28 protein-coding genes are annotated in these 24663 nt (G+C 59.3%); 12 read left to right on the forward strand and 16 right to left on the reverse strand.

All coding sequences use genetic code 11. The features are described from left to right. The first annotated feature begins 71 nt into the window (after positions 1-71). Entirely contained in the window at positions 72-2468 is a 2397-nt protein-coding gene (pheT, locus tag ACRZ9X_RS09450) for a phenylalanine--tRNA ligase subunit beta (protein WP_480518131.1), read from the forward strand. Between the two features lie 92 nt (positions 2469-2560). Continuing rightward, positions 2561-3007 carry a YtoQ family protein gene (locus ACRZ9X_RS09455; protein ID WP_480518133.1) on the forward strand — a complete coding sequence of 149 codons (447 nt, stop codon included), beginning with the start codon at positions 2561-2563 and terminating at the stop codon, positions 3005-3007. 39 nt (positions 3008-3046) lie between these two features. On the opposite strand, the gene ACRZ9X_RS09460 is transcribed toward ACRZ9X_RS09455, so the two are convergent. After that, positions 3047-3745 (reverse strand): glutathione S-transferase family protein, encoded by a 699-nt coding sequence (locus tag ACRZ9X_RS09460; RefSeq protein ID WP_480518135.1) that lies wholly within the window; start codon positions 3743-3745, stop codon positions 3047-3049. Between the two features lie 206 nt (positions 3746-3951). Here ACRZ9X_RS09460 and ACRZ9X_RS09465 point away from each other — a divergent pair, with 206 nt between their 5' ends. Beyond that, complete coding sequence (locus tag ACRZ9X_RS09465) at positions 3952-4764, forward strand: mechanosensitive ion channel family protein (protein WP_480518137.1); 813 nt, start codon at positions 3952-3954, stop codon at positions 4762-4764. A 191-nt stretch (positions 4765-4955) separates the two neighbouring features. Here ACRZ9X_RS09465 and ald read toward each other — a convergent pair whose 3' ends face one another. After that, positions 4956-6074 (reverse strand): alanine dehydrogenase, encoded by a 1119-nt coding sequence (gene ald / locus ACRZ9X_RS09470; protein ID WP_480518139.1) that lies wholly within the window; start codon positions 6072-6074, stop codon positions 4956-4958. A gap of 135 nt (positions 6075-6209) precedes the next feature. Here ald and ACRZ9X_RS09475 point away from each other — a divergent pair, with 135 nt between their 5' ends. Next, complete coding sequence (locus ACRZ9X_RS09475) at positions 6210-6668, forward strand: Lrp/AsnC family transcriptional regulator (protein ID WP_480518141.1); 459 nt, start codon at positions 6210-6212, stop codon at positions 6666-6668. 6 nt (positions 6669-6674) lie between these two features. On the opposite strand, the gene ACRZ9X_RS09480 is transcribed toward ACRZ9X_RS09475, so the two are convergent. Further along, the gene (locus tag ACRZ9X_RS09480; protein WP_480518143.1) at positions 6675-7514 is read right to left on the reverse strand and encodes a CPBP family intramembrane glutamic endopeptidase; all 840 of its coding nucleotides are present in this window, start codon (positions 7512-7514) and stop codon (positions 6675-6677) included. A 244-nt stretch (positions 7515-7758) separates the two neighbouring features. Between ACRZ9X_RS09480 and ppk2 the strand changes: the two genes are divergently transcribed. Continuing rightward, a complete protein-coding gene (gene ppk2 / locus ACRZ9X_RS09485; protein ID WP_480518145.1) occupies positions 7759-8676 on the forward strand; it encodes a polyphosphate kinase 2 in 918 nt (305 codons plus the stop codon). 73 nt (positions 8677-8749) lie between these two features. Here the strand turns inward: ppk2 and ACRZ9X_RS09490 are convergent, their stop codons facing one another. Continuing rightward, positions 8750-9988 carry a CAP domain-containing protein gene (locus ACRZ9X_RS09490; protein ID WP_480518147.1) on the reverse strand — a complete coding sequence of 413 codons (1239 nt, stop codon included), beginning with the start codon at positions 9986-9988 and terminating at the stop codon, positions 8750-8752. A gap of 262 nt (positions 9989-10250) precedes the next feature. Further along, positions 10251-10457 (reverse strand): 30S ribosomal protein S21, encoded by a 207-nt coding sequence (gene rpsU / locus ACRZ9X_RS09495; RefSeq protein WP_005614280.1) that lies wholly within the window; start codon positions 10455-10457, stop codon positions 10251-10253. Between the two features lie 111 nt (positions 10458-10568). Between rpsU and ACRZ9X_RS09500 the strand changes: the two genes are divergently transcribed. Together ACRZ9X_RS09500 and ACRZ9X_RS09505 are read left to right on the forward strand one after the other, a co-directional pair. After that, the gene (locus tag ACRZ9X_RS09500) at positions 10569-11261 is read left to right on the forward strand and encodes a COQ9 family protein (protein WP_480518149.1); all 693 of its coding nucleotides are present in this window, start codon (positions 10569-10571) and stop codon (positions 11259-11261) included. Positions 11262-11315: 54 nt separating this feature from the next. Next, the gene (locus ACRZ9X_RS09505; protein ID WP_480518151.1) at positions 11316-12302 is read left to right on the forward strand and encodes an NAD(P)H-quinone oxidoreductase; all 987 of its coding nucleotides are present in this window, start codon (positions 11316-11318) and stop codon (positions 12300-12302) included. Positions 12303-12317: 15 nt separating this feature from the next. On the opposite strand, the gene ACRZ9X_RS09510 is transcribed toward ACRZ9X_RS09505, so the two are convergent. Further along, positions 12318-13175, reverse strand: coding sequence for a DUF2189 domain-containing protein (locus ACRZ9X_RS09510; protein WP_480518631.1), 858 nt, complete (start codon positions 13173-13175; stop codon positions 12318-12320). 197 nt (positions 13176-13372) lie between these two features. Between ACRZ9X_RS09510 and ACRZ9X_RS09515 the strand changes: the two genes are divergently transcribed. Further along, positions 13373-14356, forward strand: coding sequence for a quinone oxidoreductase family protein (locus ACRZ9X_RS09515; protein WP_480518153.1), 984 nt, complete (start codon positions 13373-13375; stop codon positions 14354-14356). Between the two features lie 43 nt (positions 14357-14399). On the opposite strand, the gene ACRZ9X_RS09520 is transcribed toward ACRZ9X_RS09515, so the two are convergent. The 10 genes from ACRZ9X_RS09520 to ACRZ9X_RS09565 all read right to left on the reverse strand — a co-directional run bounded on the left by ACRZ9X_RS09520 (position 14400) and on the right by ACRZ9X_RS09565 (position 21004). Then, positions 14400-14933: an outer membrane protein gene (locus ACRZ9X_RS09520; protein WP_480518155.1), complete on the reverse strand. Its 534-nt coding sequence runs from the start codon at positions 14931-14933 to the stop codon at positions 14400-14402. A gap of 256 nt (positions 14934-15189) precedes the next feature. Then, positions 15190-15666, reverse strand: coding sequence for a YHS domain-containing (seleno)protein (locus ACRZ9X_RS09525; RefSeq protein ID WP_480518157.1), 477 nt, complete (start codon positions 15664-15666; stop codon positions 15190-15192). A gap of 194 nt (positions 15667-15860) precedes the next feature. After that, on the reverse strand, positions 15861-16130 hold the full coding sequence (locus ACRZ9X_RS09530) for a hypothetical protein (RefSeq protein ID WP_480518159.1): 270 nt from the start codon (positions 16128-16130) through the stop codon (positions 15861-15863). Beyond that, the gene (gene plsY / locus ACRZ9X_RS09535) at positions 16127-16732 is read right to left on the reverse strand and encodes a glycerol-3-phosphate 1-O-acyltransferase PlsY (RefSeq protein WP_480518161.1); all 606 of its coding nucleotides are present in this window, start codon (positions 16730-16732) and stop codon (positions 16127-16129) included. Before plsY ends, ACRZ9X_RS09530 begins: the two co-directional genes overlap by 4 nt. Further along, a complete protein-coding gene (pyrC, locus tag ACRZ9X_RS09540; RefSeq protein WP_480518163.1) occupies positions 16732-18012 on the reverse strand; it encodes a dihydroorotase in 1281 nt (426 codons plus the stop codon). The genes plsY and pyrC overlap by 1 nt, the downstream gene beginning before the upstream one ends. Then, the gene (locus ACRZ9X_RS09545) at positions 18009-18461 is read right to left on the reverse strand and encodes a hypothetical protein (RefSeq protein WP_480518165.1); all 453 of its coding nucleotides are present in this window, start codon (positions 18459-18461) and stop codon (positions 18009-18011) included. Before ACRZ9X_RS09545 ends, pyrC begins: the two co-directional genes overlap by 4 nt. Continuing rightward, positions 18458-18844: a hypothetical protein gene (locus ACRZ9X_RS09550; protein ID WP_480518167.1), complete on the reverse strand. Its 387-nt coding sequence runs from the start codon at positions 18842-18844 to the stop codon at positions 18458-18460. The genes ACRZ9X_RS09545 and ACRZ9X_RS09550 overlap by 4 nt, the downstream gene beginning before the upstream one ends. Then, positions 18829-19347 (reverse strand): hypothetical protein, encoded by a 519-nt coding sequence (locus tag ACRZ9X_RS09555; RefSeq protein ID WP_480518169.1) that lies wholly within the window; start codon positions 19345-19347, stop codon positions 18829-18831. The genes ACRZ9X_RS09550 and ACRZ9X_RS09555 overlap by 16 nt, the downstream gene beginning before the upstream one ends. Further along, positions 19344-20279 carry an aspartate carbamoyltransferase catalytic subunit gene (locus ACRZ9X_RS09560; protein ID WP_480518171.1) on the reverse strand — a complete coding sequence of 312 codons (936 nt, stop codon included), beginning with the start codon at positions 20277-20279 and terminating at the stop codon, positions 19344-19346. Before ACRZ9X_RS09560 ends, ACRZ9X_RS09555 begins: the two co-directional genes overlap by 4 nt. 59 nt (positions 20280-20338) lie before the next feature. Then, complete coding sequence (locus ACRZ9X_RS09565; RefSeq protein ID WP_480518173.1) at positions 20339-21004, reverse strand: scavenger receptor class F, member 2; 666 nt, start codon at positions 21002-21004, stop codon at positions 20339-20341. A gap of 85 nt (positions 21005-21089) precedes the next feature. On the opposite strand from ACRZ9X_RS09565, the gene ACRZ9X_RS09570 reads away from it, so the two are divergent. The 4 genes from ACRZ9X_RS09570 to ACRZ9X_RS09585 all read left to right on the forward strand — a co-directional run bounded on the left by ACRZ9X_RS09570 (position 21090) and on the right by ACRZ9X_RS09585 (position 24662). Next, entirely contained in the window at positions 21090-21851 is a 762-nt protein-coding gene (locus tag ACRZ9X_RS09570; protein ID WP_480518633.1) for a uracil-DNA glycosylase, read from the forward strand. Then, on the forward strand, positions 21851-22450 hold the full coding sequence (locus tag ACRZ9X_RS09575) for a metallophosphoesterase family protein (RefSeq protein ID WP_480518175.1): 600 nt from the start codon (positions 21851-21853) through the stop codon (positions 22448-22450). Before ACRZ9X_RS09570 ends, ACRZ9X_RS09575 begins: the two co-directional genes overlap by 1 nt. Positions 22451-22558: 108 nt before the next feature. Next, a complete protein-coding gene (moaB, locus tag ACRZ9X_RS09580) occupies positions 22559-23101 on the forward strand; it encodes a molybdenum cofactor biosynthesis protein B (RefSeq protein WP_480518177.1) in 543 nt (180 codons plus the stop codon). Positions 23102-23207: 106 nt separating this feature from the next. After that, positions 23208-24662 (forward strand): efflux RND transporter periplasmic adaptor subunit, encoded by a 1455-nt coding sequence (locus tag ACRZ9X_RS09585; RefSeq protein WP_480518179.1) that lies wholly within the window; start codon positions 23208-23210, stop codon positions 24660-24662. The last annotated feature ends 1 nt before the right edge of the window (position 24663 follow it).

A 24663-nucleotide genomic window follows, 5' to 3' on the forward strand; every position in this document is an offset into this window, starting at 1 on the left:
CGCTTGCACCTTGGCGCAATCTTTGCCATTGCCTGTGCCGACTGGATGTTTGCCAAAAAAGGCCCCGAGCAATGAAATTCACTCTGTCCTGGCTGAAAGACCACCTCGATACGGATGCGTCAGTTGATGAGATCGCCGAGGCGCTGACCGACCTTGGCCTTGAGGTTGAAGAGATCGTCAACCCGGCGGACCGTCTGGCGGGCTTTACGCTGGGCCATGTGAAACACGCGGAAAAACACCCCGACGCGGACAAGCTGCGCGTTTGCACGGTGGAAACCGACGAGGGCGATCTGCAGATCATCTGTGGCGCGCCAAATGCGCGCGAAGGCATCACTGTCGTGGTGTGCAAGCCGGGCATGTATATTCCCGGGCTGGATATCACCATCAATGTTGGCAAGATCCGGGGTGTTGAGAGCTTTGGCATGATGGCATCCGAGCGCGAGCTGGAGCTGTCGGATGAGCATGACGGCATTATCGAACTGCCCTCTGGCGCGGTTGGTGACAAGTTCGTAGATTGGCTGGCCGAGAATGAGCCGTCCAAGGTAGATCCGATGATCGAGATCGCGATCACGCCGAACCGTCCGGACGCGCTGGGCGTTGAGGGGATAGCGCGCGATCTGGCGGCGCGCGGGCTTGGTACGCTGAAACAGCGGGATTACGTGCCGGTTCCCGGTGATTTTGAATGCCCGATCAAGGTGACGATTGATGAGGACACGCTGGACGGCGCACCGCATTTCACCGGGCGTCTGATCCGGGGCGTTAGAAATGGCCCCAGCCCGCAATGGCTGCAGGATCAATTGAAGGCCATCGGGTTACGGCCCATTTCGGCGCTGGTCGATATCACCAACTACATGACCTTTGACCACAACCGCCCGCTGCACGTGTTCGACGCGGACAAGGTGCAGGGCAACCTGCGGGTCCATCGCGCCCAAGGCGGCGAGACGTTGGTGGCGTTGGATGAGAAGGAATACACGCTGCAGCCCGGCATGATGGTGATTTCGGACGACAAAGGGCCGGAATCGATTGCCGGGATCATGGGCGGCGAGGAGACCGGTTGCACCGAAGAAACGGTGAATGTCTTCCTCGAAAGCGCGTTCTGGGATCACGTACAGATCGCGTTGACGGGGCGCGCGTTGAAGATCAATTCGGACGCGCGCTATCGCTTTGAGCGTGGAGTGGATCCCGAATACACCCGGGAAGGGCTGGAGCATGCGACGCAGATGATCCTGGATATCTGCGGCGGTGAGGCCTCGAATGTGGTTGAGGCGGGCAAGGCACCGAACCATGCGCGGGCCTATAAGCTGGATGCGGAACGGGTGCAGTCGCTGGTCGGGATGGATATCCCGGAAAGCGAGCAGCGGCAGACTTTGACCCGTCTGGGCTTCCGTCTGGAAGGCGAGATGGCGCATGTGCCCAGCTGGCGGCCTGATGTGATGGGCGAGGCCGATCTGGTGGAAGAGGTCGCGCGGATTGCGTCCCTGACCAAGCTTCAGGGCAAGCCGCTGCCGCGCGTGACCGATGGTATTCCCAAAGCTGTGATGACGCCTGCGCAGCGACGTCAGTCGATGGCGCGGCGGACCTGTGCGGCGCTGGGCTACAATGAATGCGTGACCTATACGTTCATCGACCAGGCCTCGGCTGCGTTGTTCGGCGGTGGAAACGATGCCACCCGTCTGGAAAACCCGATCTCGTCCGAAATGAGCCATATGCGCCCCGACCTGCTGCCGGGACTGTTGCAGTCCGCGGCCCGCAATCAGGCGCGCGGATATGCGGATGTGGCGCTGTTCGAGGTGGGCCCGGTGTTCCATGACGGAGAGCCCGGCGATCAGAAAACCCAGATTACCGGCTTGCTGGTGGGACGGGATGGGCCAAAGGACGTGCACGGTGCGTCTCGTCCAGTTGACGTATATGATGCGAAAGCGGACGCAGAGGCTGTTCTGGCCGCAATTGGTGCTCCGGCCAAGGTACAGATTCTACGCGATGGGGATGCCTGGTGGCATCCGGGCCGTCATGGCAAGATTTGTCTGGGTCCGAAAAAGGTGCTGGGCGTCTTTGGGGAATTGCATCCGCGCGTGCTGCAGGCTTTGGATATCAAAGGCCCGGCCATGGCGTTCACCATCTGGCCGGACGAGGTGCCCATGCCCCGCAAGTCCGGAGCCACCCGTGCCGCGCTGGAATTGCGCGACCTGCAGGCCGTAGAACGTGACTTTGCCTTTGTCGTGGATGAAGCTGTCGAGGCGCTGACACTGGTCAATGCAGCGGCCGGCGCCGACAAGGCGCTGATCGAGGATGTGCGTGTCTTTGACGAATTCATCGGTGGCAGTCTGGGTGAGGGCAAGAAATCTCTGGCCATCACCGTGCGTCTGCAGCCGACCGATCAGACCTTGAAGGAGAAGGATATCGAGGCCGTCAGCGCCAAGATTGTCGAGAAAGTTGCAAAAGCCACGGGCGGAACGCTGCGGGGGTAAGGGCGGACGCCTCCGGCGGGAGTATTTTGGAAAAGATGAAGGGGCCTGGGTGATCCTTCCCCAACTGCGCCCCAAATGCGGAGGAGAGCCGGATGTTGAAGGTTTATCTGTCGGGTGAAATTCACACCGACTGGCGCGAGCAGATTGTCGATGGCGCGCAAGGGTTGGATGTGACGTTTGACAGCCCTGTGACCGATCACGGGGCCAGTGATGATTGTGGCGTCTCGATTTTGGGGGCGGAGCCGGATAAATACTGGCATGACCACAAGGGTGCGATGGTCAACGCGATCCGGACGCGCAAAGGGATTGCCGATGCTGATGTCGTCGTGGTTCGGTTCGGTGACAAATACAAGCAGTGGAATGCGGCTTTTGACGCAGGTTATGCGGCTGCCTTGGGCAAGTCGTTGATCGTCCTGCATGGTCCAGAGCATCAGCACGCACTGAAAGAGGTCGATGCGGCCGCGTTGGCGGTGGCAGAAGAGCCTGCGCAGGTGGTCGATGTGCTGCGTTATGTTTTGACCGGAAAACTGCCCGGCTAACGGGTTTGGGTGAGGCTGTTGTGCCTCACCCTTCTGGCATTATTCTGTCGCTGGGATGCTGAGCCCACGCTGCACGGCGGGGCGGTCGAGGAAGCGGTCGACATAAGGTTGCAGGTTGTCGTACCCGCTCCAGCCTACGATCTCTTTCACCCCGTAATAATCCAGACCACGCAGCCAGGGAACGATCGCAATGTCGGCGATCGTGTAATCTCCGGCGATCCAGTCCTGTCCTTCGAGCTGCGTGTTCAGGACGTTCAGCAAGCGCTTGGCTTCGGCGACATAGCGTTCGCGGGGGCGGGGATCTTCGATCTCTTTTCCGGCGAATTTGTGGAAATAGCCCAATTGTCCGAACATTGGTCCCAGGCCGCCCATCTGGAACATGAGCCATTGCGTGGCGCGATGTTTGTCGGCAGGGGATGCGCCCAGAAACTGGCCGCTTTTCTCGGCCAGATACAGCAGGATCGCGCCGCTTTCGAACAGGCCAAGAGGTTCGCCGTCGGGGCCATTGGGGTCGATGAGCGCGGGGATCTTGTTGTTGGGGTTAAGCGACAGGAATTCGGGGCTTTTGACATCCGCATCGGCCAGCGTGACCAGATGTGCCTCGTAGGGCAGGCCGGTTTCTTCCAGCATGATCGAGGCTTTGACGCCGTTTGGCGTGGGATAGGAATAGAGTTGGATTTTGTCCGGGGACTTTGCGGGCCAGCGGGCGGTGATCGGGTGTGTTGCGGTGTCCAGCATGACGTGCTCCTGATTAAGCTACCGACTGAAGGTAGGGATGAAACGAGGGTTCTGCCAGCTTTAGCGGTGTGCGCCACCGGTCATTGGCTGTGTAATTTGGAACAGCGGGGAAAACTGGCGCATCTCTGCCCTAGACCCGGGAGTGCCAATTCGTCACAGTTTCGTGAGACCCGCGATGGCGTTGCGGGGTTTGACGCGAAAAGGAGATGCGCGTGGATGAGGTCGTAACACAGGTGGGTGCGTTCGCCCCGCTGATTATCAATGCCATCAAGGCGTTTGTGGTGCTGATCCTGGGATGGATCGTTGCCGGGGCGATCGGGGGGATGGTGCGCAGGCGGATCAACGTGACGCCGCATATTGATCCGACGCTTGGGAATTTTGTAGCCAGCCTGATCAAATGGGCGGTTCTGGCCATGGTGCTGGTGGCCGTTCTGGGCATATTCGGGATCGAGGCCACCAGTATTGTCGCTATTTTGGGTGCTGCTTCGCTTGCAATCGGCCTGGCCCTGCAAGGTACGCTGAGCGATCTTGCCGCGGGTGTGATGCTTGTGGTTTTCCGGCCTTACAAGCTGGGTCAGTATGTAGATATCGGGGGAACAGCCGGGACCGTGAAAGACCTCAACCTGTTCACGACCGAGCTTGTGACACCTGACAATGTGCAGATCATTGTGCCGAACGGACAGGCCTGGGGATCCGTGATCACCAATTTCTCAGCGCATGACACGCGGCGGGTCGATCTGGTTTTCGGGATTGATTATGGCGACAGCGCGGATGAGGCGATGAAGATCATTATGGATGTGGCCACGTCGGATGAGCGCATTCACAAAGACCCGGAACCCTGGGTCCGTGTGACCAATCTGGGAGACAGTTCGGTAGACCTGACGGCACGACTGTGGTGCGACGCGGCGGAGTATTGGGATGTGAAGTTTGAGCTGACCAAGACCATCAAGGAAGCCTTTGATGCCAAGGGTGTCTCGATCCCTTACCCGCATTCGGTCGAGATTCAGAAAAAGGGCTGAATGCTCCCGCCCGTCGGGCGGGCATTGGAAATACCCTTCTTCGGTTGGACAAAGCGCCGCGCGTACCGCGCGGCGCTGATGTACCCGCGCAATGGGATCACGAACGAAACAACGCCGCACCAAAGGCGCGGCGCTGTTTTTTTAACGCTGCAATCCCCCTCAAAAGAGGGGGCTTTCAGGGGCCGGAGCGCTTATGATTTGATGGCGACACCGGGCGAGACAACATCGATACCCAGTGCCTTACCGACCGCGTAGTAGGTCAGTTGCCCGGCATGGACGTTCAGACCAGCCATCAGATGTGGGTCATCCTGACAGGCGGTTTTCCAGCCTTTGTCCGCCAGCGACAGCATGAACGGCATCGTCGCATTGCCCAGGGCGATGGTTGACGTGCGGGCCACAGCACCCGGCATATTGGCGACGCAGTAATGCATGATACCGTCGATCTCATAAATTGGCTCGGCGTGTGTTGTGGCTTTGGAAGTTTCAAAGCACCCGCCCTGATCAATTGCAACATCGACCAGAACCGCGCCGGGCTTCATGGACGAGAGTTGGTCCCGGGTAATCAGCTTTGGCGCCGCCGCGCCCGGGATCAGAACCGCGCCAATCACCATATCAGCGTCCTGAATAAGTTCTGCGGTGGCCCCGGCTGTGGAGTACTGGTTCTTGAAATGGCCGCTAAACACGTCGTCGAGATAGCGCAGTCGCGGTAAGGATCGGTCCAGAACGGTGACGTCTGCGCCCATACCCGCTGCGATCTTGGCAGCATGGGTGCCGACCACGCCGCCCCCGATTACGACCACCTTGGCTGGCCCGACACCGGGAACACCACCCATCAGCACGCCGCGCCCACCGTTGGCCTTTTGCAGCGTCCACGATCCTACCTGCGGGGCCAGACGGCCAGCCACTTCGGACATGGGTGCAAGCAGCGGCAATCCGCCATTGGCGTCAGTCACCGTTTCATATGCAATTGCGGTACAGCCCGACTCCAGCAGATCATGGGTCTGATCCGGGTCCGGGGCGAGGTGCAGATATGTGAACAGCAGCTGCCCTTCGCGCAGCATCTTGCGCTCGCCCGCTTGCGGCTCTTTGACTTTGACGATCATGTCGGCGGTGGCGAATACCTCGTCGGCAGTGTCCACGATCCGCGCGCCTGCCGCTTCATATGCGGCATTGTCAAAGCCTGACCCTGCTCCGGCCCCGCTTTCGATGATCACTTCGTGGCCACGTGCCACGGCTTCGCCAGCGGCGTTTGGGGTCATGCCAACCCGGAATTCTTGCGGTTTGATTTCCCTGGGGCAACCGATTTTCATGAGAGACTCCGTTCATAAACTGCCCAATTTATGGGCAAACCAGGACGCAATTTCTGTGAAACCCCACTTGTCAATTGCCCAAAATACGGGAAATTATTCGAGATATGGTTTGAGTTCCGCAATGGATGTGCGCGAATGGCGATAGATACAACAGATCGAAAGATTCTGGCGGCCCTGCAACGCAAAGGCAGGATGTCTAACGCCGAACTATCAGAACAGGCCAATCTGTCCCCCTCGGCCTGTCATCGACGTGTGCAGCGACTTGAGGCAGAGGGGTATATTCGCGATTATGTTGCTTTGCTGGACGCGCGGAAAATGAACGTTCCGACGACTGTCTTCGTCGAGATCACCCTGCAAGGTCAGGCAGAAGAGGTGTTGGAGGCGTTTGAAAAGGCGGTGGCCCGCATCCCCGATGTTCTGGAATGTCACCTGATGGCCGGAACCGCCGATTATATCCTGAAAGTCGTTGCCGAAAACACCGAGGATTTTGCACGAATTCATCGGCAATACCTGTCGCGCCTGCCGGGGGTATCGCAAATGCAGAGCTCGTTTGCACTGCGGACGGTTTTCAAGACAACTGCGCTGCCGGTGTGACGGGCCTCAGGCCGGGGCGGGATATGTGAATAGAACCAGATGCGCCATGTTGAAGATGAAATGCATCGCAACCGGTACCCAGAGGCGACCCGTTGCATGGTACCCCAACCCGCAAGCCAGCCCCAACAGACTGGCGAAGGCAACCAGTGCAGCGCCACCCGGAGCATGAGCCAGCCCGAACAAAAAACTCGCACCGATCACGCCGGCAATTGATCCAAGCCGGGCCGACAAAACAGATTGCACGTAGCCGCGAAAAAATGCCTCTTCGGCAAGGCAGGTCAGGAACAGGTTCGACAGTGCGAACAGCAGCCACCATTCAGGCAATGCGGTTTCGGGTCGGATCGCCCCGACCGATAGGCCCAGCGCAAACAAGATGGGAAGCAGCACCAGCCCAAAAGTCAGAGGAAGAAATTGGGTCGGGTGTTTGGCGGTCAACAGGGCGGGCCAGGCCAGAAAAACCGCGAGGGCGACTATAGGTTTGTCCAGATTGAGAAACAGGGTGAAGACTGCGCTGTCAGGGCCGGAACGGACCTGATCCAGCACCTGCAGGTTGTGCACTCCCGGCAGCAGGTGCGCGCCCAGCACCACACACCAGATGACGAACGCACCGTGCCCGGCGATAGCAGGCATGCCATGCAGCTTTGGTAATTGTGACGCGCCCAGCAAACCCAATAGAACGACGCATAGCGCGGTCGGTGATATCAGATTCAACGACACTGCGATGACCAGAAACAGCGCAAGCAACAGTGCGGACAGCTCGGTCCAGCGGACCCAGCCCGCAACCAGCGCAACACTCAGAACCAGCCATGGCCAGGTCACCGGGAGCATGTTCCAAAAGAATGTCATGACACCTCTGCATTGCCACGGTCTTAGATGCGGTACGGCGGCGCGAAATGGCAATGCAAAATTGCCCGGCATTGACCCGCCGAGGGTCAAACAGTGCGCATTGCGTCAATTCCACAACTTGTAACTTGTGGCGGACAAGGCCAAATTGTCACTCTGACAGGCGTGCACGGTCCTTTTTGATCGACATCCGCCGGTTACACAGCCCCGATATGATCCGCGCCCGACAGGAAAGAAGGAGCAGGCATTGGTTTATGAGAACGACAGCGCCCCGAAAGACTGGCTGGAAGCCGAACTGGAAGACACGCTGGACGAGGATTTTGAGATCGAATTCAGCGAGCCCATGCTTTCCATGGAAATCCGGAAGATCTACAAGGATCAGCATCCGGACATGTTGGACCGCAAAGTCTATTTCCGCAATCTGCTGCGTCTGCAAGCCGAACTGATAAAGGTGCAGGATTGGGTTGTGCATACCGGGGCGAAGGTTTGCATCCTGTTTGAGGGGCGCGACAGCGCAGGCAAAGGTGGTGTTATCAAACGGATCACACAACGCCTGAACCCTCGGGTCGCGCGCGTCGTGGCCTTGCCAGCCCCCAGCCGCCGGGAACAAAGCCAGTGGTATTTCCAGCGTTACGTGCCGCATTTGCCTGCCGCCGGTGAGATCGTGTTGTTCGATCGCTCATGGTACAACCGAGCCGGTGTCGAGCGGGTGATGGGGTTTGCCAACGAAGATCAGGTTGAACAGTTCTTTCAGGACGTTCCAGAATTCGAGCGGATGCTGGTGCGGTCAGGGATCATATTGCTGAAATACTGGTTCTCGATCACCGACGAGGAGCAACAATTGCGATTCCTGATGCGCATCCATGATCCAATGAAACAATGGAAGCTTTCACCCATGGATCTGGAATCCCGCATTCGATGGGAGGCATACACCAAAGCCAAAGAGGATATGTTCTTCCGCACCAATATCCCCGAGGCTCCGTGGTACATCGTCGAAGGCAATGACAAAAAACGCGAGCGCTTGAATTGCATCGAGCATCTTTTGACCAAGATCCCTTATGATGACGTGCCGCAGGAAAAGGTGAACCTGCCAGACCGGCGGTATAACCCGGAATATGAACGCCGCATCCTGCCGGATGAGTTGCACGTTCCCAAGATTTACTGAATGGATGCCGAGAGGCAAAAAAAGCAACCCGCCAAATGGCGGGCTGCTTCTTGAGTGGAAACGCAAACCTGTATCAGATCAGGAAGTAGTCACTGTTCAAGCTACTGAGGCTTATGTCCTCGAGCAGGAGCGTATTGCCTAGCCCATCGTCAATCAGAACGTCCGACCCTGACTGTTGCGCGTGATTTGCCTTGAGATCACCAAAACTGGTGATGGAATCCAATGCCCGCAAGTCAACTTTGTCTTTCTTGCTCAGGTCGGTGATCCGGTCGTTCCCCGAGGTGAAAATGAACCTGTCGGCGCCGCCTCCACCGGTCATGATGTCATCGCCAGCGCCACCATTCAGCTTATCTTTTCCGCCGCCGCCTTGAAGGATGTCATTCCCTGCGCCACCGTACAGCTTGTCTTTTCCGCCGCCGCCGTTCAGCAAGTCATTGTCATTGCCGCCGTAAAGCTTGTCTTTCTTGCCACCGCCATACAGCTTGTCATTTCCGTCCTCGCCATACAGACGGTCTTTCCCACCGCCACCTTTGGCGATGTCATCCCCGTCCCCGGCGTAGATCTTGTCTTTCCCGGAGCGCCCGTCCATCCGGTCGTCACCTGTGCCGCCGTACAGCTTGTTCCCCTTGGATGAGCCGACCAGTATGTCATCCCCATCTTTGCCATACAGGCTGCCGCCTTTCTTGAGGACAAGCCAGTCATCCCCATCGGTGCCTGTCTTGCTGCCTGATACAACTTTCTTGACCGGGTTTGACGCTGTGTCGTTGGGTGCCGCCGGAGTGCTGGGCGCACCAGGGGCGGGTGGTGCGCTGGGCGTAGGTGGCGGTGTACCGGGCCCGCTTGCTGATCCGCCGCTGTCCAGCTGAAGCGGTGCGGACGTCCGGGCAAAGTTCTGGGTGGCCATGATGGCGTTCCAGCCATTGAAATCCCCGGTTTCGATGCCGATGCCGATCACGGTAACATTCGGGTCCAGAATATTGGCTTTATGGCCGGGGCTGTTCATCAGGTTGGTGTGCAGATTGATCACGTCATCCGCCAGACCCGGTGCTCCGCGAATGCTCTGCCAGGCGATGTTCTCGGCTGACCGCCAACTGCCTGAAAAGTCGAAACCCGCGGCTTGCATACGCTGAGTGGCGCTGGATCCGCCAACACCGGTGTGGCTGAACGTGTCGGTGTTCAGCATCCATTGGCTGTGATCCTCAGCCGCGTCATTCAGACGAAGCTCAAGCTGAACGGGCTGCAAACCCCGGCTTGTGCGTTCACCATTAATAAGCGCGAGCATTTGGCGCTCGAGTGTACTTGCAGTGGACATGATTCTGCCTCCGGTCAATTTTATTATTTTGCCGGGACATTAGTGGCGAGAATTGGGCGGCGAGAAGACACAATTCTGCCCTGATCATAGTTGGGCGGAATGCCACCACAAGTTGATGCGGCATGTGCAGAAACCTGCGCATCTCCGGGTTGCCAACCGGTGGGAGCGAATTTGTCGAGGGGGCTTTAAAACGACAAACCCCCGGGCGATGCCTCGGGGGTCGTCAAATAGTGTCATCCAAAGCTGGACGAGCGTCAGGTGCTTAGAGCAAACCTTCGCGCTGGGCTTTCTTGCGTGCCAGTTTACGGGCACGGCGGATCGCTTCAGCTTTCTCGCGCGCTTTTTTCTCGGACGGCTTCTCGAAATGTTGCTTCAGCTTCATTTCACGGAACACGCCTTCGCGCTGCAGCTTTTTCTTCAGGGCACGAAGCGCCTGATCGACGTTATTGTCGCGAACACTAACCTGCATGTGGTTGTCACCACCTTTCTAGATAGAGTTGCAAGGAAATTGCAGGAAGTGGCCGTATAGCAAAGCGCCCCTAACTTGTCTAGTACTGGTGCAAGAACCCGGAGAGCCGACATGACCGCGACATTTGAAGACAATAAAGAGCAATTGTTGAACGCCATTCTGGACCATGTTCCGTTTGACGGCTGGTCCGAGACCAGCTTTCGTGGCGCCATTGCAGATTGTGACATGGATGCCGGGCTGGCCCGCGCAATCTGCCCGCGTGGGGCTGTTGATCTGGCGTTGGCGTTTCATGCGCGGGGCGATCAGGCTATGCTGGAACGTCTGAAATCCGAAGATCTGAGCGGTTTGAAGTTCCGCGAGAAAATTGCGGCCGCCGTTCGGTTTCGGTTGCAGGCGGTGGACGACAAAGAAGCGGTGCGGCGCGGTGTGACCCTGTTTGCGCTGCCCATTCACGCCGCGGATGGGGCCAAGGCGATCTGGGGCACCTGCGACCTGATCTGGAGCGCACTGGGTGATACGTCTGACGATGTGAACTGGTACACCAAACGCGCGACGCTTTCGGGGGTCTACTCCTCGACATTGCTGTACTGGCTGGGGGATGATTCGCCCGCGCATCAGGCCACGTGGGAGTTTCTGGATCGCCGAATTGACGGGGTGATGCAGTTCGAGAAACTCAAGGCGCAGGTCAATGGCAATCCGCTGTTCAAACCTTTCCTGGCAGTACCCAACTGGGTGGCGTCGCAGGTTCGCGCCCCGGCAAAGATGCCAGTCGATCTGCCGGGTGCGTTATCTCCCAGAAAATAGCGGCTGGGCCTTGCCTGATCCGACTGCTAGGCATGGCGCAAAGGAGATTTGTTGATGACCCAGACGATGCGCGCCGTTGAGATTACGCAGCCGGGTGGCCCTGACGTTTTACAGATGACAGATCGACCCATGCCCGAAGCAGGTGTGGGTCAGGTCGTCCTGAAAGTCGCCTACGCCGGTGTGAACCGCCCCGATGCGTTGCAACGGGCGGGGGCGTATGATCCGCCGCCTGGCGCCAGCGACCTGCCGGGGCTTGAAGCTTCGGGCGAGGTTGTGGCCATTGGTCCCGGTGTCGAAGGTTTGTCCCTGGGCGATCAGGTCTGCGCCTTGTTGCCGGGCGGTGGATATGCCGAATATGTGGCGACACCTGCGGCCCATTGCCTGCCGGTTCCTTCGGGACTCGATCTGAAGCAGGCCGCGTGCCTGCCGGAAACGTTCTTCACGGTCTGGTCGAATGTCTTCACACGCGGGGGATTGAAGGCCGGTGAACGGTTTTTGGTCCATGGCGGGTCCAGCGGGATCGGGACAACGGCGATCCAACTGGCCAATGCCTTTGGCGCGCGAGTTTTTGCGACCGCCGGATCAGCCGAAAAGTGTGACGCCTGCGTACGGCTGGGGGCCGAAAAAGCGATCAACTACAAGGATGAAGATTTTGTGGCCGCCATGCGTGCCGAAGGCGGCGCGAACCTGATACTCGATATGGTGGGGGGCGATTACATCCCGCGCAACGTCAAGGCGTTGGCCGAGGATGGGCGGCTGGTTCAGATCGCTTTCTTGCAAGGCCCCGTGGTCGACCTGAACTTTGCCATGATGATGGTCAAGCGTCTGACCCTGACCGGCAGCACGCTGCGCCCGCAAAGTGATCTGGCCAAGGCCCGCATTGCGCAGGACCTGCGCGAGGCGGTCTGGCCGTTGCTGGACGCCGGCAGGATCGCCCCGGTTATGGACAGTGAGTATGATCTGGCCGATGCGGCGGCGGCCCATGCACGTATGGAAAGCTCGGGCCATATCGGCAAGATCGTCCTGAAGGTCGCCAGGTAAGGTAACCGGCTCCGGTCATGCAACCGCGCGGCGATAGAGGTGCCAGGTTGCGTGACCCAGGACGGGCATGACCACGATCAGGCCCAGCAACATTGGGATCGATCCCAAGACCAACATGGCCGCAACGATAGCACCCCAGGTCAGAATGACACGTGGGTTGTGACGCAGCACCCGCACAGATGTGACGACGGCCACAGGAACGCCGACCTTCTTGTCCAGCAACAGCGGGAAACTCACAACGCTCAAAGCCAGCGCCACGAGGGCAAATACAAGCCCGACAGCCGTGCCAAAGATCACCATGCCCCAACCCGCAGAGGTGGTGAACACTTCGGTCAGGAAGGTGGCTAGTGACGCCGGTGGTTCAGGGCCAAGGGTCTGTGCGTAAATGCTCTGCGCCACCATCAGCCAGACCAGCAACAGCATGACCATATAGAAGCCAAGCGCCAGAATTGCGCCGAACGAGGGGGATCGGAACACGCCAAACGCGTCCAGCCAGCGCGCTTTACCACCCTGTTCGCGTTTGCGGCTGATCTCGTACAGTCCTACGGCGGCCACCGGGCCGATCAGGGCAAATCCGGCAATCAATGGGGCCAGCAGCGGCACCATGTCCATGTTCAGACCCAGGCCAAACATTACCAGACCCGCGATCGGATAAATCAGGATAAGAAATACGGCATCCGCACGGGTTTCCAGAAAATCCGTATACCCCGCGCGTAAACAGGTGCGCAGGTCCTGCATCGTCAGAGTTTGAACGGTGGGCAGGTTGCGAATATCCGCGCTGCCGATTTCGGTCACGGTTTCCGCGACATGATCTCCGGTCGCCCTCAGGTTGCGGGCGGCCCAGCTGATCGGGTTTCCGATTGTCTTGTCCATCATCATCCCCTTCCGTGGCATGGGTGCGCGGCAGGATGTGTCCGGCGGATTGTGGTCTTCCCTGGCCGGATCAGCCATTTGCGCCTGAATTCAGTATAGCACAACCACGGTCAGTTGCCCGATCACCCTTTCGCCACTGCAGGATTGCTCCGGCGCACAGGCATGTTAGCTTTGTGTCAACCAGTGGGAGGGGCATCATGCAGCAGACAGCACGTACTGTTATTATTCACGAAACCGGCGGACCTGAGGTCCTGCAGATCGAGGACAGAGTGTTGGGCGATCCGGGCCCCGGAGAGGTCCGTATTCGCCATCATGCCTGCGGATTGAATTTCATCGACGTGTATCAACGATCGGGGCTTTATCCGATGGAACTGCCGCATGCGCTGGGCATGGAGGCGGCCGGGATTGTCGAGGCTGTCGGGGATGGCGTAACGCATCTGCAACCCGGTCAGCGTGCTGCCTATGCGGCGGGTCCTGCAGGTGCCTATGCCGAAGCGCGTGTAATGCCTGCAGCGCAGGTATGCCCGCTGCCCGAAAGCATCTCATTCCGGACGGCTGCGGCCATGATGTTGAAAGGTATGACCGTTGAATACCTGTTCCATCGCACCACACCGCTGCGCCGGGGCGACACAGTGTTGTTCCACGCGGCAGCCGGAGGCGTGGGGCTGATCGCCTGCCAATGGGCCAAATCCGAAGGTATTACCCTTATCGGAACGGCCGGAACGGATGAGAAATGCAAGCTGGCGCAGTTCAACGGTGCGAGCCATTGCATCAACTACCGGACCGAGGATTTTGTTCAACGGGTGGCTGAAATCACCGGTGGAAAGGGCGTTGATGCCGTGATGGACTCGGTCGGTGCTGACACGTTCGAAGGTTCTCTGAATTGCCTCAAACCGCTTGGTATGATGATCTCATTCGGCAACGCGTCGGGCCCTGTTCCGCCGATGGATCTGGGACTGCTGGCGCAAAAGGGATCGTTGAAAATCACGCGACCCACTCTGTTTACGCATATTGCCGATCATGCGGTCTGTCAGGCGATGGCCCGGCGTCTGTTCGGCAAGGTGGAAGGGCGTGAGGTCAAGATTCACGTGGATCAGGAATTCCCTTTGGAAGCCGTCAGCGATGCCCACCGCGCGCTTGAGGCGCGCCAGACGACCGGAAGCACGATCCTCGTGCCCTGACGGTCAGGGCCCGACACCTATGCCGGGCCCTAAAGGACCTTGGTCAGAATCGATAGGCGACGCGAACCTGAACAGTGGTCGCATCAACGTCCACACCGGTCGAGTCAAAATCGTCGAATTCGTGATACAGCAGCTCTCCGGCAATACTGACATTCGGTGCAACGATCTGTTCATAGCCCGCACCGATGAACCAGCCGTCGTCGCTGCCCAAATCTTCTGTACCCGCTTCGGCATAACCACCGGTTCCGTATAGCAGCCCTTGCGGATTGATTTTGTATCCGGCTCGCGCTTTGATGCGCCAGACATCTTCGACCGTAGTTGCGCCAGACAGATCGACATCGGTCCAGTCATAGTCAAAGCCACCGCCAAAAACCCAATCGCCAGTGTCGTAGTCGTAGCCCAGGATGATGCCGCCAATTACACCATCGCCATCGACGCCTGAAAGGTTTGTATCGACATCGATGTAACCGATCTGCGCGCCGCCGTAGAAACCGGTCCAGTCTGTTGCCGATTGAGCCATTGCTGAACCCGCAGTCAAAATCGAGACCATGGTTACGAGTGCTAACTTTCCCGTCATCTTCGTTCCTTTCGTCGAAATTGCGGCTGAGGTGTCAGAAATCCACAGCCTTGTAACACTGAATACGACTTGACCCGGGGCCCGGATCATCGCGGTGCTTACTATTCCGACCTGAACGTTTTGGGCGCATCGATGCGTGCGCTGGTTCACTTGCTTTGAACGCTTCGGTTCTGAAATTGGATTTGAATTGGGCGATTTCAAACGCAAATCGGCGACGGAGGGGATCCGTCGCCGACTTGATCATGTCTTAAGCTGATTACTGCTGCTGCAGTTCCGCAGGCGTTTTGCTTGCGATTTCTTTCCAGTTGGTGTCGGCGCGCTCGTTGAAGCCCGGGATGTCGCCTTCCCAGCGTTCCTGAATGTCTTTCGACAGGTTCAGGTACAGCTTGTTGTCAACGATTTTCCAGTAGTTCGGGTCGCCATCAAACTTGAAGCCCATCGCGGTGCCGAATGCACAGTAGCCGCCATATGCGGGCAGGTACGCTTCGGGGTTCTCTTCGAAGGCTACTTTGTTTTCTTCCGATGCAAAGCGGTACAGCGCGTCATTGTGCAATGCGGTGATCTTGTAGTCGCCTTTGGTGGCCTCACCCACGGTGAAGTAGGCAACCGGGTCATAACCCTGCAGCGCCAGGCCGGTCGAGCTTGCGTTCAGTTCTACGCCAGCGGCCAGAGCCGTGCTTGCAACTGCGACAGACAGCGCGACGCCGCCGATGAGGGATTTGAACTTGTTCATTGTTTTCACCTTTCGTGAACTGAGCCACCGGACGACACAGCAATTGTGCCTGGGCGACCCTGAAGTTTTTGGTCTGTGCGGTCGGTAATTGGCCGTCACGATCTCGAAGTGGGCGGTCTGCTCATCACGTTCAAAACAATCAATTGTGAATGTGCGTGGGTGAATAAGACCTGTTCACAAATGCAGAGAGCCTCTTAGTCCTCCGGCACATAGGACAACACAAACTCCACGACTTTTTGCGCGGGCATTTCGCACGGGCGCAGCAATGGGCCGCCAATTTTTGTCAGGTAAAGGTTCAGGCTGATGTAATCTCGACCGCCCAACTCATGCGCGACCAGCTTGTGGGATTTGCCCCGCGCGTGTTCTGACCGGCTGACAACATAGCGTTTGTCTGCGCACCATCCCTTCGACGTGCCGACCGGAATGGCGAAAAAAGCGGACAGGAACGGATCGGACGCGGTCAAGATTGTCCGATTTTCGGCTCGGTTCCGGCGCGGATACGCGAGACATTCGCGCTGTGGCGCCAATAGACCAGCAAGGTCAGGACAACGCCCAGAAGAAAGCTGTGTGCGTCGGTCAGAAGCAGAATCCAGATCGTCGACAGTGCCGCCGCAGCCAATGCGCCAACCGACGATATCCGCCAGACCGCCGCCGCGACCAGCCAAGTCACACAGCAAGCAACGCCAACCCGCCAGTCCAGTGCCAGCCAAAGACCGATGAACGTGGCGACGCCCTTGCCCCCCTTGAAACCAAGCCAAATCGGGAAACAGTGCCCCAGAAACGCGGCCAGCCCGGCGATTTGCGCCGCGTCCTCTCCGGCAATCGCGCGCGCCAGAAGCACAGCAACCGCGCCTTTGGCGGCGTCGAACAGCAAGGTCAACACCGCTGCGGCCTTGTTTCCCGTGCGCAAGACATTGGTTGCGCCGATATTACCCGAGCCGATCTGGCGCAGATTGCCCAACCCCATAACCCGCGCGATGATCATGCCAAACGGGATCGATCCCATCAGGTACCCAAGTGCGGCCCAGAGGATCAGTTCGGTCATGCTGCTGTCGATCAGGGGCATCAGGCTCTCCGGTAGACTTCGTTTCCGGCCACATAGGTTGCGGTGACCTTACCCTGCATCCGCTCGCCGTCAAACGGCGTATTCTGAGATTTCGATTTCAGCGCGAACCGGTCCAGCACAAAGGGTACATCCGGGTCAAACAGGACCAGATCGGCGGGCGCGCCCTCGGTCAGGCGGCCCTTCTCCAGCCCAAGCCGTTTCGCCGGATTCAGGGCCATCGCACGAAACAGTGTCGGCATGTCCAGCTGATCGGAATGATAAAGCCGCAGCGCTGCAGGCAGCAGGGTCTCCAGTGCCACCGCGCCCGAGGCGGCCTCTTCAAATGGCAAGCGCTTGCTTTCCTCGTCCTGTGGTGTGTGCATCGAACTGATCGTGTCGATCAACCCGGTCCGGACGGCTTCGATCACCGCCTGCCGGTCATCTTCCGACCGCAGCGGAGGTTTGACCTTGAAGAAGGTGCGATAGTCGGCCACGTCCAGCTCGTTCAGCGTCAGATGGTGGATCGAGGTTCCGGCGGTGATGTCCAGCCCATTGCGCTTTGCACGCTCCAGCGCGGGCAGGGCGCGGGCGGTGGTGATCTGATCAGCGTGGTAGGTCGCGCCGGTCATTTCCAGCAGTGCAATGTCACGGTCCAGTCCCATACGTTCGGCCATCGGGGACACGGCAGGCAGACCACGAAGGGCTGCAAATTTGCTGCTGTTGGCAGCGGCTCCGGCGCTTAGGCCCGGTTCCTGCGGGTGGGCAATCACAAGCGCGCCGCAGGATTTTGCATAGGTCAGCGCGCGGGAGAATACCTTGGTGTTGATGATGACATGATCGCAGTCGGTGAAAGCCACCGCACCAGCATCTTGCAGGAACCCGATCTCGGTCATCTCACGCCCTTCGCGCCCTTTTGTCAGCGCCGCCATCGGCAGGACGTTGACAGGGGCATCCGCCTGCGCACGCCGGGTGGCGAACTCCAGCGTTTCGGGCGTGTCGACAGCGGGCAGCGTATCGGGGCGGGTGACGATGGTGGTGACGCCTCCGGCTGCGGCGGCCAGACCGGCGGACTTATAGCTTTCCTTGTGCCGCTCACCCGGTTCACAGACCTTGACCCCGATATCGACGATCCCGGGGGCCAGACATTGCCCGCCGCAGTCGATTACCTGCGCGTCCGGGATTGAGGCCGCGCCTTCGCCCCGGCCCGCGATGAGGCCATCTGAAACGTGCAGCCAGCCAAGTGTGTCCGTCCCGGCCTCGGGGTCGATCAGGCGGGCGTTGGTGAAAACGAACGAAGTCATGTCGAGGCCTCTCGGGCTTGGGTCAACGCTTTCAAAGCGGCATCAGGGTCAGGCAGGTATTCGAAGACGAGGAATCTGAGACGGGAAAATACGATGTTCCGATGGCTGCAATAAAAGCTCAGATTTGGATGGATGGGGATGCACTTGGGCTTAAAAATCTTGCTGATCCACCAGATGCTACGGTTGGTGACGACATACATTCGGCTGGTTCGTATCAAACGATCCCACCACATCGCAAAAGCCAAGACGATGGTGCAACTGGCCAACTTCCAAAGGTCTCGGATGGTTTCAGCGAACCACGGGCTTGCCAGCCATGCCAGACCCAGACAGAAGATCAGAATGCCATAGGCCCACCCCACGTAGGGCGGGAAGAATCCGTTATGTGGTTGTCCGACCCAAAGTATCTTTTCGGTTTCGGGTATCTTCTCACGCCACCACTCGTCGCTCATCCCATGGCCCTTTCAATGGCGGCTTTGGTGTCGGCGGGGTCGGCTTGGTACTTGATCAGGTGCTTATCGCCGCCCTTGGTGACGATCTGGACAAAGCTGCCCATAGTGTTGACAGCCTCGATCTGGTTCAACGCCACCTTGCGTGGTCCGGGGCCGGTGAGGGTTGTCTCGGACATCTCCCACCGGTTAACCAGTTCTTCCGAGGCCAGATACCATGCGCGGATGCCGATGGCTGCCAGACCAGCGGGCGCGCCGGTCCAGATGTAGGGATTGCCGATCAGCCACAGAATGGCCATGGCACCGACCATAGCGAACGCGGCGATCCAAGTGTTTGTGCGGATATACGCGCCCTTGTCCGCAGCGAAGATCACAGGATCAGCCACAATGCACCTCCGATGGCCAGCAGCAAAATCAACGCCAGAAGGGCCGAACCGAGCCGGCGCGATGTGCCTTCTTCGGGTGACGCATGTGGGGCGGAGAAGGGTTTGGCGCTTTCGGTCTCGATCTTGCCGCCCGACCAGTTCGTCGCCTCCTCTGTATACAGCCCCAGAAGGCAGACCCTTGGGTCGGGCTGCAATGTCGCGGCTTTACCGCAAAACGCAGCGCTGCGCAGGATCATGACCCAGCCTTCGATGGTCTCCAGCAAGGTGCGGTTCAACTGGTCTTCTGAGACGCCACATCCGTCGTTCAAGTAACCGTACAGGCCGAGATCTTCGAGGTCCGTGACGGGAAAGATGTCGATCTGCGCCGGGTCCAACCCCGTGACCCCAAGAACCTGATCGGCTGCGCCCGGTTCGCGCAGGAACTTCGCCTCTTCGGCGCGCATGTCCAGCGTAAACAGGCGCAGGACGCCGCGTTCATGTGGGGCGACCGTCAGATTGTTCATGCGGCCTCGCGCTGATTGCGGGCCAGCAATTCCATCGCGGCCATGCGGACGGCAACGCCCATTTCCACCTGTTCCTGAATGACCGACCGGTTGATGTCATCGGCCAGAGTGCCGTCAATCTCGACCCCGCGGTTCATCGGGCCAGGATGCATGACGATGGCATCCGGTTTGGCCAGCGCCAGCTTGGCGGCGTCCAGACCGTAGCGGTGATAATATTCTCGCTCGGAAGGGATGAAGCCACCATCCATCCGCTCGCGTTGAAGACGCAGCATCATGACGACATCAACGTCTTTCAGCCCTTCGGTCATGTCATCATAAATTTCGGCTCCGAATTCGGCAAACTGACCGGGCACCAGGGTCGGCGGGCCAATCAGGCGAATTCGGTTTTCCATCTTGCCCAGCAGGATCAGATTCGACCGGGCCACGCGGGAATGGGCCACATCACCACAAATTGCGATGTTCAGCCGATGCAGGCGACCCTTGGCGCGGCGGATCGTCAGGGCGTCCAGCAGGGCCTGCGTCGGATGTTCGTGCCGCCCGTCGCCCGCGTTCAATACGGCACAGTTCACCTTCTGCGCCAGCAGATCGACCGCGCCCGAATGCGGATGCCGAACCACCAGCAGATCAGGGTGCATGGCGTTCAGCGTCATCGCCGTGTCGATCAGGGTCTCGCCCTTTTTGATCGAGCTGGCCTCCATCGCCATGTTCATCACATCCGCGCCCAGACGCTTGCCCGCCAATTCAAAACTGGCCTGCGTGCGGGTCGAGTTTTCAAAGAACATGTTAATCTGTGTCAGTCCGGACAGAACGTCGGAGCGTTTTGCCGACTGGCGATTGAGATCGACATATGTCTCGGCCAGATCAAGAATGGCGGTGATATCGGATTGCGACAGATGCTCGATGCCAAGAAGGTGACGATGGGCGAAACGCATGGGCGGGCTCCTGTCTGACAATCGGCCCGCTTATAGAAAGCCGTGCGGCGCAAGGCAACCTAGGGATCGGACCCATGGGGCAGTTTCTCGCACCCGCCGTCGGGCAGGCATTGCTCGCCGGGTTTGCACCATCGGGCGTTGCCGCAATCCACGGCTTTGACCGGGACACATCCCTGCTGCGCAGAACATTTGAACCCCGTGCGGCATTGCGAGCCGGTCTCTTCACACAGAAACCATCCCGGACGGGTGCAGCCGCCGCCCGGTAAACAGGCGGTTCCCGAGGCGCATGCGCGGCCGTCGTCGCAGAGATTTGGGCGGTTCGGGACCACTCTGCCCGTGTCCAGACCGGGCGATACCGGTTCACATTCTCCGCGTCCATTGCAGAAATTGCCGCCGGGGCAGTCCAGACGCGAGGTGCATTTGTTTGCCCCTTTGGGCGCGCAGCGGGTGCCGCCGGCCACGCAGCGTTCGAACGGTCCGCAGCTGCGTCCGCCGCCGCAATAGGTGCCGCCCGCACGGATGCAGTGGCCGTCAAAACTGCATCTCTGCCCCGCCGAGCAACAGCGCACACCGCATTTGAACTGGCCTGCGCGGCATTGACGGGTCCGGTCGCTCAGACCACCCCGGTTATGGATGCCATACCTGTCTTGAATTTGCGCAACACCCTGACTGCTGAACGTCGCCAGCAGCACAATCATCAGAAGGAATCGCACAATTTGCATCATGAATGCACCCATGGTCGGTGCGCGGGGTCGCCTGATCAAGGTCTATTCGCTTTCCCTCGGTCAAAAGGTGGTTAGATTGAGGGCAATGGAATCGGCTTTGGATTATCACACCGCGCGGGCGCTGCTGGACTGGCAGGTTGAGCTGGGCGTAACGGACGCAATCGGGGATGACCCGATTGACAGATACGCGCTGCCTGACACCGCGCCCAAGCCCAGAAAGCCATCTGCGCCTGCTGTGGTTGAAAAATCGACCCAAGTCGACCCGGTCGCGGTCGCCCGGGCTGCAGCCCAGGGTGCCGGATCATTGGATCAGCTGCGGGCGGCCATGGACGCGTTCGATCTGTGCGAGTTAAAACGCGGGGCCCGGCAATTGGTCTTTTGCGACGGCATTGCAGGCGCGCGCGTGATGATCATCGGTGAGGCACCGGGCCGGGAAGAGGATCGCGAAGGCAAACCTTTTGTTGGTCGTGCCGGACAGCTGCTTGACCGGATGCTGGCGGCAATTGATCTGGACCGGACACGGAACGTTTATATCACAAATGTACTGCCATGGCGGCCACCGCAAAACCGGGACCCAAAGCCCGATGAGATCGGAATGATGAAGCCCTTCCTCGAGCGTCACGTTGCGCTGGCTAAGCCCGACGTTCTGGTGGTCATGGGCAATATCAGCTGTCAGGCCGTTTTGGGCAAGCGCGGCATCACCCGACTGCGCGGCCAGTGGGATCAGGCGCTGGATTTACCTGTCATCCCGATGTTCCACCCGGCCTATCTGCTGCGTCAACCTCAGATGAAGCGGCAGGCCTGGGCGGATTTGCTGGAGCTCAAGACCCGGCTTGAGGGGTCGTGATGCGTATTCTGGCCTTCTCTGATCTGCACATGGCCCGCAACCGGGCCGCAGAGATCGTGACTGCCAGCATCGGTGCCGACCTCGTGATCGGTGCCGGGGATTATTGTAACATGCGGCAAGGGCTGGATGAGGCAATGGGTTGGCTGGCAGGCATCGCGGCTCCGTTGGTTCTGGTGCCCGGCAATGCCGAAAGCGCCGCTGAGCTGACCCAGGCGGCGCCCGACGGCGCACATGTGCTGCACGGGACCGGAATGACCCTGGATGGGATACGGTTGTTTGGCTTGGGATATGGCGTGCCCGTTACCCCTTTTGGCGATTGGTCCTGCGATCTGACCGAGGCCGAAGCGACCGAGTTGCTGAACCGATGCGAGGGAACCGATATCCTCATTGCGCATTCCCCGCCAAAGTGCCATGGCGACAAGACCTCGGCGGGCGATGCGGTCGGTTCGGTTGCTGTCCGCGACGCCATTGAACGGATGCAGCCACACTTCGCGCTGCATGGTCATATTCATGACAGCTGGGGCTATCGCGGGATGATCGGAGGCACCCAGATTGCCAATCTTGGCCCCACGGCGAACTGGTTCGAGGTCGCCATATGAACCGGACAATCCAGATGCAAAGCTGGTCTGGGTGCCTGTTTTTCTGCGGGCGCGGTGCTGGCTGCGTTCGACGTCTCGCTTGTCACAATGGAAAGGGCCTGACACCACATGTCGCGCATTGACGAAAGCAAGGAATTCATCCCGGTCCGGATTGCGGTTCTGACCGTCTCGGATACCCGTTCGCTGGCCGATGACCGCTCGGGTCAGACGCTGGTGGACCGGATCGAAAAGGCAGGCCATTCGGTTGCCGACCGAAAGATCGCGCAGGACGAGCGCGGCGAAATCGCTGCGCAGCTTCGGTTGTGGGTCGGCGATCCCGAGATTGATGTGATCATCTCGACCGGTGGAACCGGGCTGACCGGGCGCGACGTGACAGTCGAGGCGCATCGGGACGTCTATGAAAAGGAAATCGAGGCTTTTGGTACCGTGTTCACCATCGTCTCGATGGAGAAAATTGGTACGTCGGCCGTTCAGTCCCGCGCGACAGGCGGGGTTGCGGGTGGCACCTATCTGTTTGCGCTTCCGGGCAGTCCCGGAGCGTGCAAGGACGCGTGGGACGCAATCCTTGAGAAACAGTTCGATTATCGCCACCGCCCCTGCAATTTCGTCGAAATTATGCCCCGATTGGACGAACATCTGCGACGGAAGTAGACTGGTCCTGCGTTCAACTGTTCATAACCGCTTTGTGGCTTGGCAATTTTCGCAGCCCGGCTACCTTTGACAGATGGCAGCCTGATACAGTTTAGGTGAGTGACATATGCGATTTCTGAGGCAAAGCCTTGTAGGAGTGTTCCTGGCGTTTCTGACGCTGGGCCTGCTGTTTGTCGCCGCCCAGATGATCGTGGGCGCTGTGCAGGAGGTTCTGGATCGCGATGAATCAGCGCCGCCCGCGCGGGAAAGAGTGTTCGCCGTCAGCGTCAGACCGGCGGAATTCGTGACTGTCACGCCCGTTCTGGAAGCCTTTGGCGAAGTTCAAAGCCGACGCAGACTGGAACTGCGGGCGGCCCTTGGCGGTCGTGTGATCGCTTTGGCGGATGATTTCGAGGATGGCGGCGCGGTGACGACCGGAGAAGTTCTGGTGGAACTGGACCCGGCCAACACGCAGGCGGCGCTGGATCGGGCCAAGTCCGATCTGCTGGATGCGCAATTTGAAGAACGCGATGCGGAACGGTCGCTGTTGTTGGCGCAGGACGAGCTGAACTCGGCCAAGTCGCAGGCAGAGCTGCGTGGGCGGGCGATGCAGCGTCAAAAGGATTTGCAAAGCCGCGGCGTCGGGGCGGCTGCGGCGGTGGAAGAGGCCGAACTGGCCGAAGCTGCGGCTCAGCAAGCGGTTCTGGCCCGGCGGATCGCGTTGGCGCAAGCTGAATCGCGGGTTGATCAGGCCACGACTTTACTGGCGCGGGCCCGCATCGCGTTGGAAGCGGCCGAACGTGATCTGGGCGATATGACCATCCGCGCGGGGTTTAGCGGAACATTGACCGATGTCTCACTGGTCGAAGGGCGACTGGTGGCCGCCAATGAAAAACTGGCCGAACTGGTCGACCCGAACGCGCTCGAGGTGGCGTTCCGGGTCTCGACCGCCCAGTATGTCAGACTGTTGGATGCGCAGGGTAAACTAATTGACGCGCCGGTCACTGTCTCTCTTGAGGTGACCGGAACAGACCTGACAGCACAGGGCCGCATCAGTCGCGACAGCGGATCAGCCGGGGAAGGGCAGACCGGTCGCCTGATCTATGCGCGCATGGACAGCGCGGCTGGCTTCAAGCCCGGCGACTTTGTGACCGTCTCAGTGCAGGAAAAGCCCTTGGATCGAGTGGTCCGTATGCCGTCTTCGGCGTTGGACGCGACGGGAACCGTTCTGGTTCTGGGACCAGAGGACCGGCTGGAAGCGCTGCCGGTCGAACTGATAAGACGCCAAGGGGACCATATCCTGTTGCGCGGCGAGGGTCTGGACGGGCGCGAAGTGGTTATTGGCCGAACCCCTCTGCTGGGCGAAGGTGTCCGGGTCCGCCCGCTGCGTGTGGAAGACAACGCCGCTGCGGCAGCAAATCTGGTGGAGCTTTCTGATGAAAAGCGCGCCCAGCTTGTGGCGCAGGTTGAATCCAGCAAGCGCATGCCCAAGGACGTGAAAGCCCGTGTTCTGGCCCAGCTGAGCGAGGCCAAAGTGCCCGCGGCTCTGGTCCGGCGGCTGGAAAACCGGGCCGGAGGGTAAT

This window comes from Ruegeria sp. AL1 (assembly GCF_056540905.1).

Excerpts from the sequence above, each read along its gene's own strand:
- pheT (WP_480518131.1), top strand. The coding sequence starts at position 72 with ATGAAATTCACTCTGTCCTGGCTGAAAGACCACCTCGATACGGATGCG.
- ACRZ9X_RS09455 (WP_480518133.1), top strand. The coding sequence starts at position 2,561 with ATGTTGAAGGTTTATCTGTCGGGTGAAATTCACACCGACTGGCGCGAG.
- ACRZ9X_RS09460 (WP_480518135.1), bottom strand. The coding sequence starts at position 3,745 with ATGCTGGACACCGCAACACACCCGATCACCGCCCGCTGGCCCGCAAAG.
- ACRZ9X_RS09465 (WP_480518137.1), top strand. The coding sequence starts at position 3,952 with ATGCGCGTGGATGAGGTCGTAACACAGGTGGGTGCGTTCGCCCCGCTG.
- ald (WP_480518139.1), bottom strand. The coding sequence starts at position 6,074 with ATGAAAATCGGTTGCCCCAGGGAAATCAAACCGCAAGAATTCCGGGTT.
- ACRZ9X_RS09475 (WP_480518141.1), top strand. The coding sequence starts at position 6,210 with ATGGCGATAGATACAACAGATCGAAAGATTCTGGCGGCCCTGCAACGC.
- ACRZ9X_RS09480 (WP_480518143.1), bottom strand. The coding sequence starts at position 7,514 with ATGACATTCTTTTGGAACATGCTCCCGGTGACCTGGCCATGGCTGGTT.
- ACRZ9X_RS09490 (WP_480518147.1), bottom strand. The coding sequence starts at position 9,988 with ATGTCCACTGCAAGTACACTCGAGCGCCAAATGCTCGCGCTTATTAAT.
- rpsU (WP_005614280.1), bottom strand. The coding sequence starts at position 10,457 with ATGCAGGTTAGTGTTCGCGACAATAACGTCGATCAGGCGCTTCGTGCC.
- ACRZ9X_RS09500 (WP_480518149.1), top strand. The coding sequence starts at position 10,569 with ATGACCGCGACATTTGAAGACAATAAAGAGCAATTGTTGAACGCCATT.
- ACRZ9X_RS09505 (WP_480518151.1), top strand. The coding sequence starts at position 11,316 with ATGACCCAGACGATGCGCGCCGTTGAGATTACGCAGCCGGGTGGCCCT.
- ACRZ9X_RS09510 (WP_480518631.1), bottom strand. The coding sequence starts at position 13,175 with ATGGACAAGACAATCGGAAACCCGATCAGCTGGGCCGCCCGCAACCTG.
- ACRZ9X_RS09515 (WP_480518153.1), top strand. The coding sequence starts at position 13,373 with ATGCAGCAGACAGCACGTACTGTTATTATTCACGAAACCGGCGGACCT.
- ACRZ9X_RS09520 (WP_480518155.1), bottom strand. The coding sequence starts at position 14,933 with ATGACGGGAAAGTTAGCACTCGTAACCATGGTCTCGATTTTGACTGCG.
- ACRZ9X_RS09525 (WP_480518157.1), bottom strand. The coding sequence starts at position 15,666 with ATGAACAAGTTCAAATCCCTCATCGGCGGCGTCGCGCTGTCTGTCGCA.
- plsY (WP_480518161.1), bottom strand. The coding sequence starts at position 16,732 with ATGCCCCTGATCGACAGCAGCATGACCGAACTGATCCTCTGGGCCGCA.
- pyrC (WP_480518163.1), bottom strand. The coding sequence starts at position 18,012 with ATGACTTCGTTCGTTTTCACCAACGCCCGCCTGATCGACCCCGAGGCC.
- ACRZ9X_RS09545 (WP_480518165.1), bottom strand. The coding sequence starts at position 18,461 with ATGAGCGACGAGTGGTGGCGTGAGAAGATACCCGAAACCGAAAAGATA.
- ACRZ9X_RS09555 (WP_480518169.1), bottom strand. The coding sequence starts at position 19,347 with ATGAACAATCTGACGGTCGCCCCACATGAACGCGGCGTCCTGCGCCTG.
- ACRZ9X_RS09560 (WP_480518171.1), bottom strand. The coding sequence starts at position 20,279 with ATGCGTTTCGCCCATCGTCACCTTCTTGGCATCGAGCATCTGTCGCAA.
- ACRZ9X_RS09565 (WP_480518173.1), bottom strand. The coding sequence starts at position 21,004 with ATGATGCAAATTGTGCGATTCCTTCTGATGATTGTGCTGCTGGCGACG.
- ACRZ9X_RS09570 (WP_480518633.1), top strand. The coding sequence starts at position 21,090 with ATGGAATCGGCTTTGGATTATCACACCGCGCGGGCGCTGCTGGACTGG.
- ACRZ9X_RS09575 (WP_480518175.1), top strand. The coding sequence starts at position 21,851 with ATGCGTATTCTGGCCTTCTCTGATCTGCACATGGCCCGCAACCGGGCC.
- moaB (WP_480518177.1), top strand. The coding sequence starts at position 22,559 with ATGTCGCGCATTGACGAAAGCAAGGAATTCATCCCGGTCCGGATTGCG.
- ACRZ9X_RS09585 (WP_480518179.1), top strand. The coding sequence starts at position 23,208 with ATGCGATTTCTGAGGCAAAGCCTTGTAGGAGTGTTCCTGGCGTTTCTG.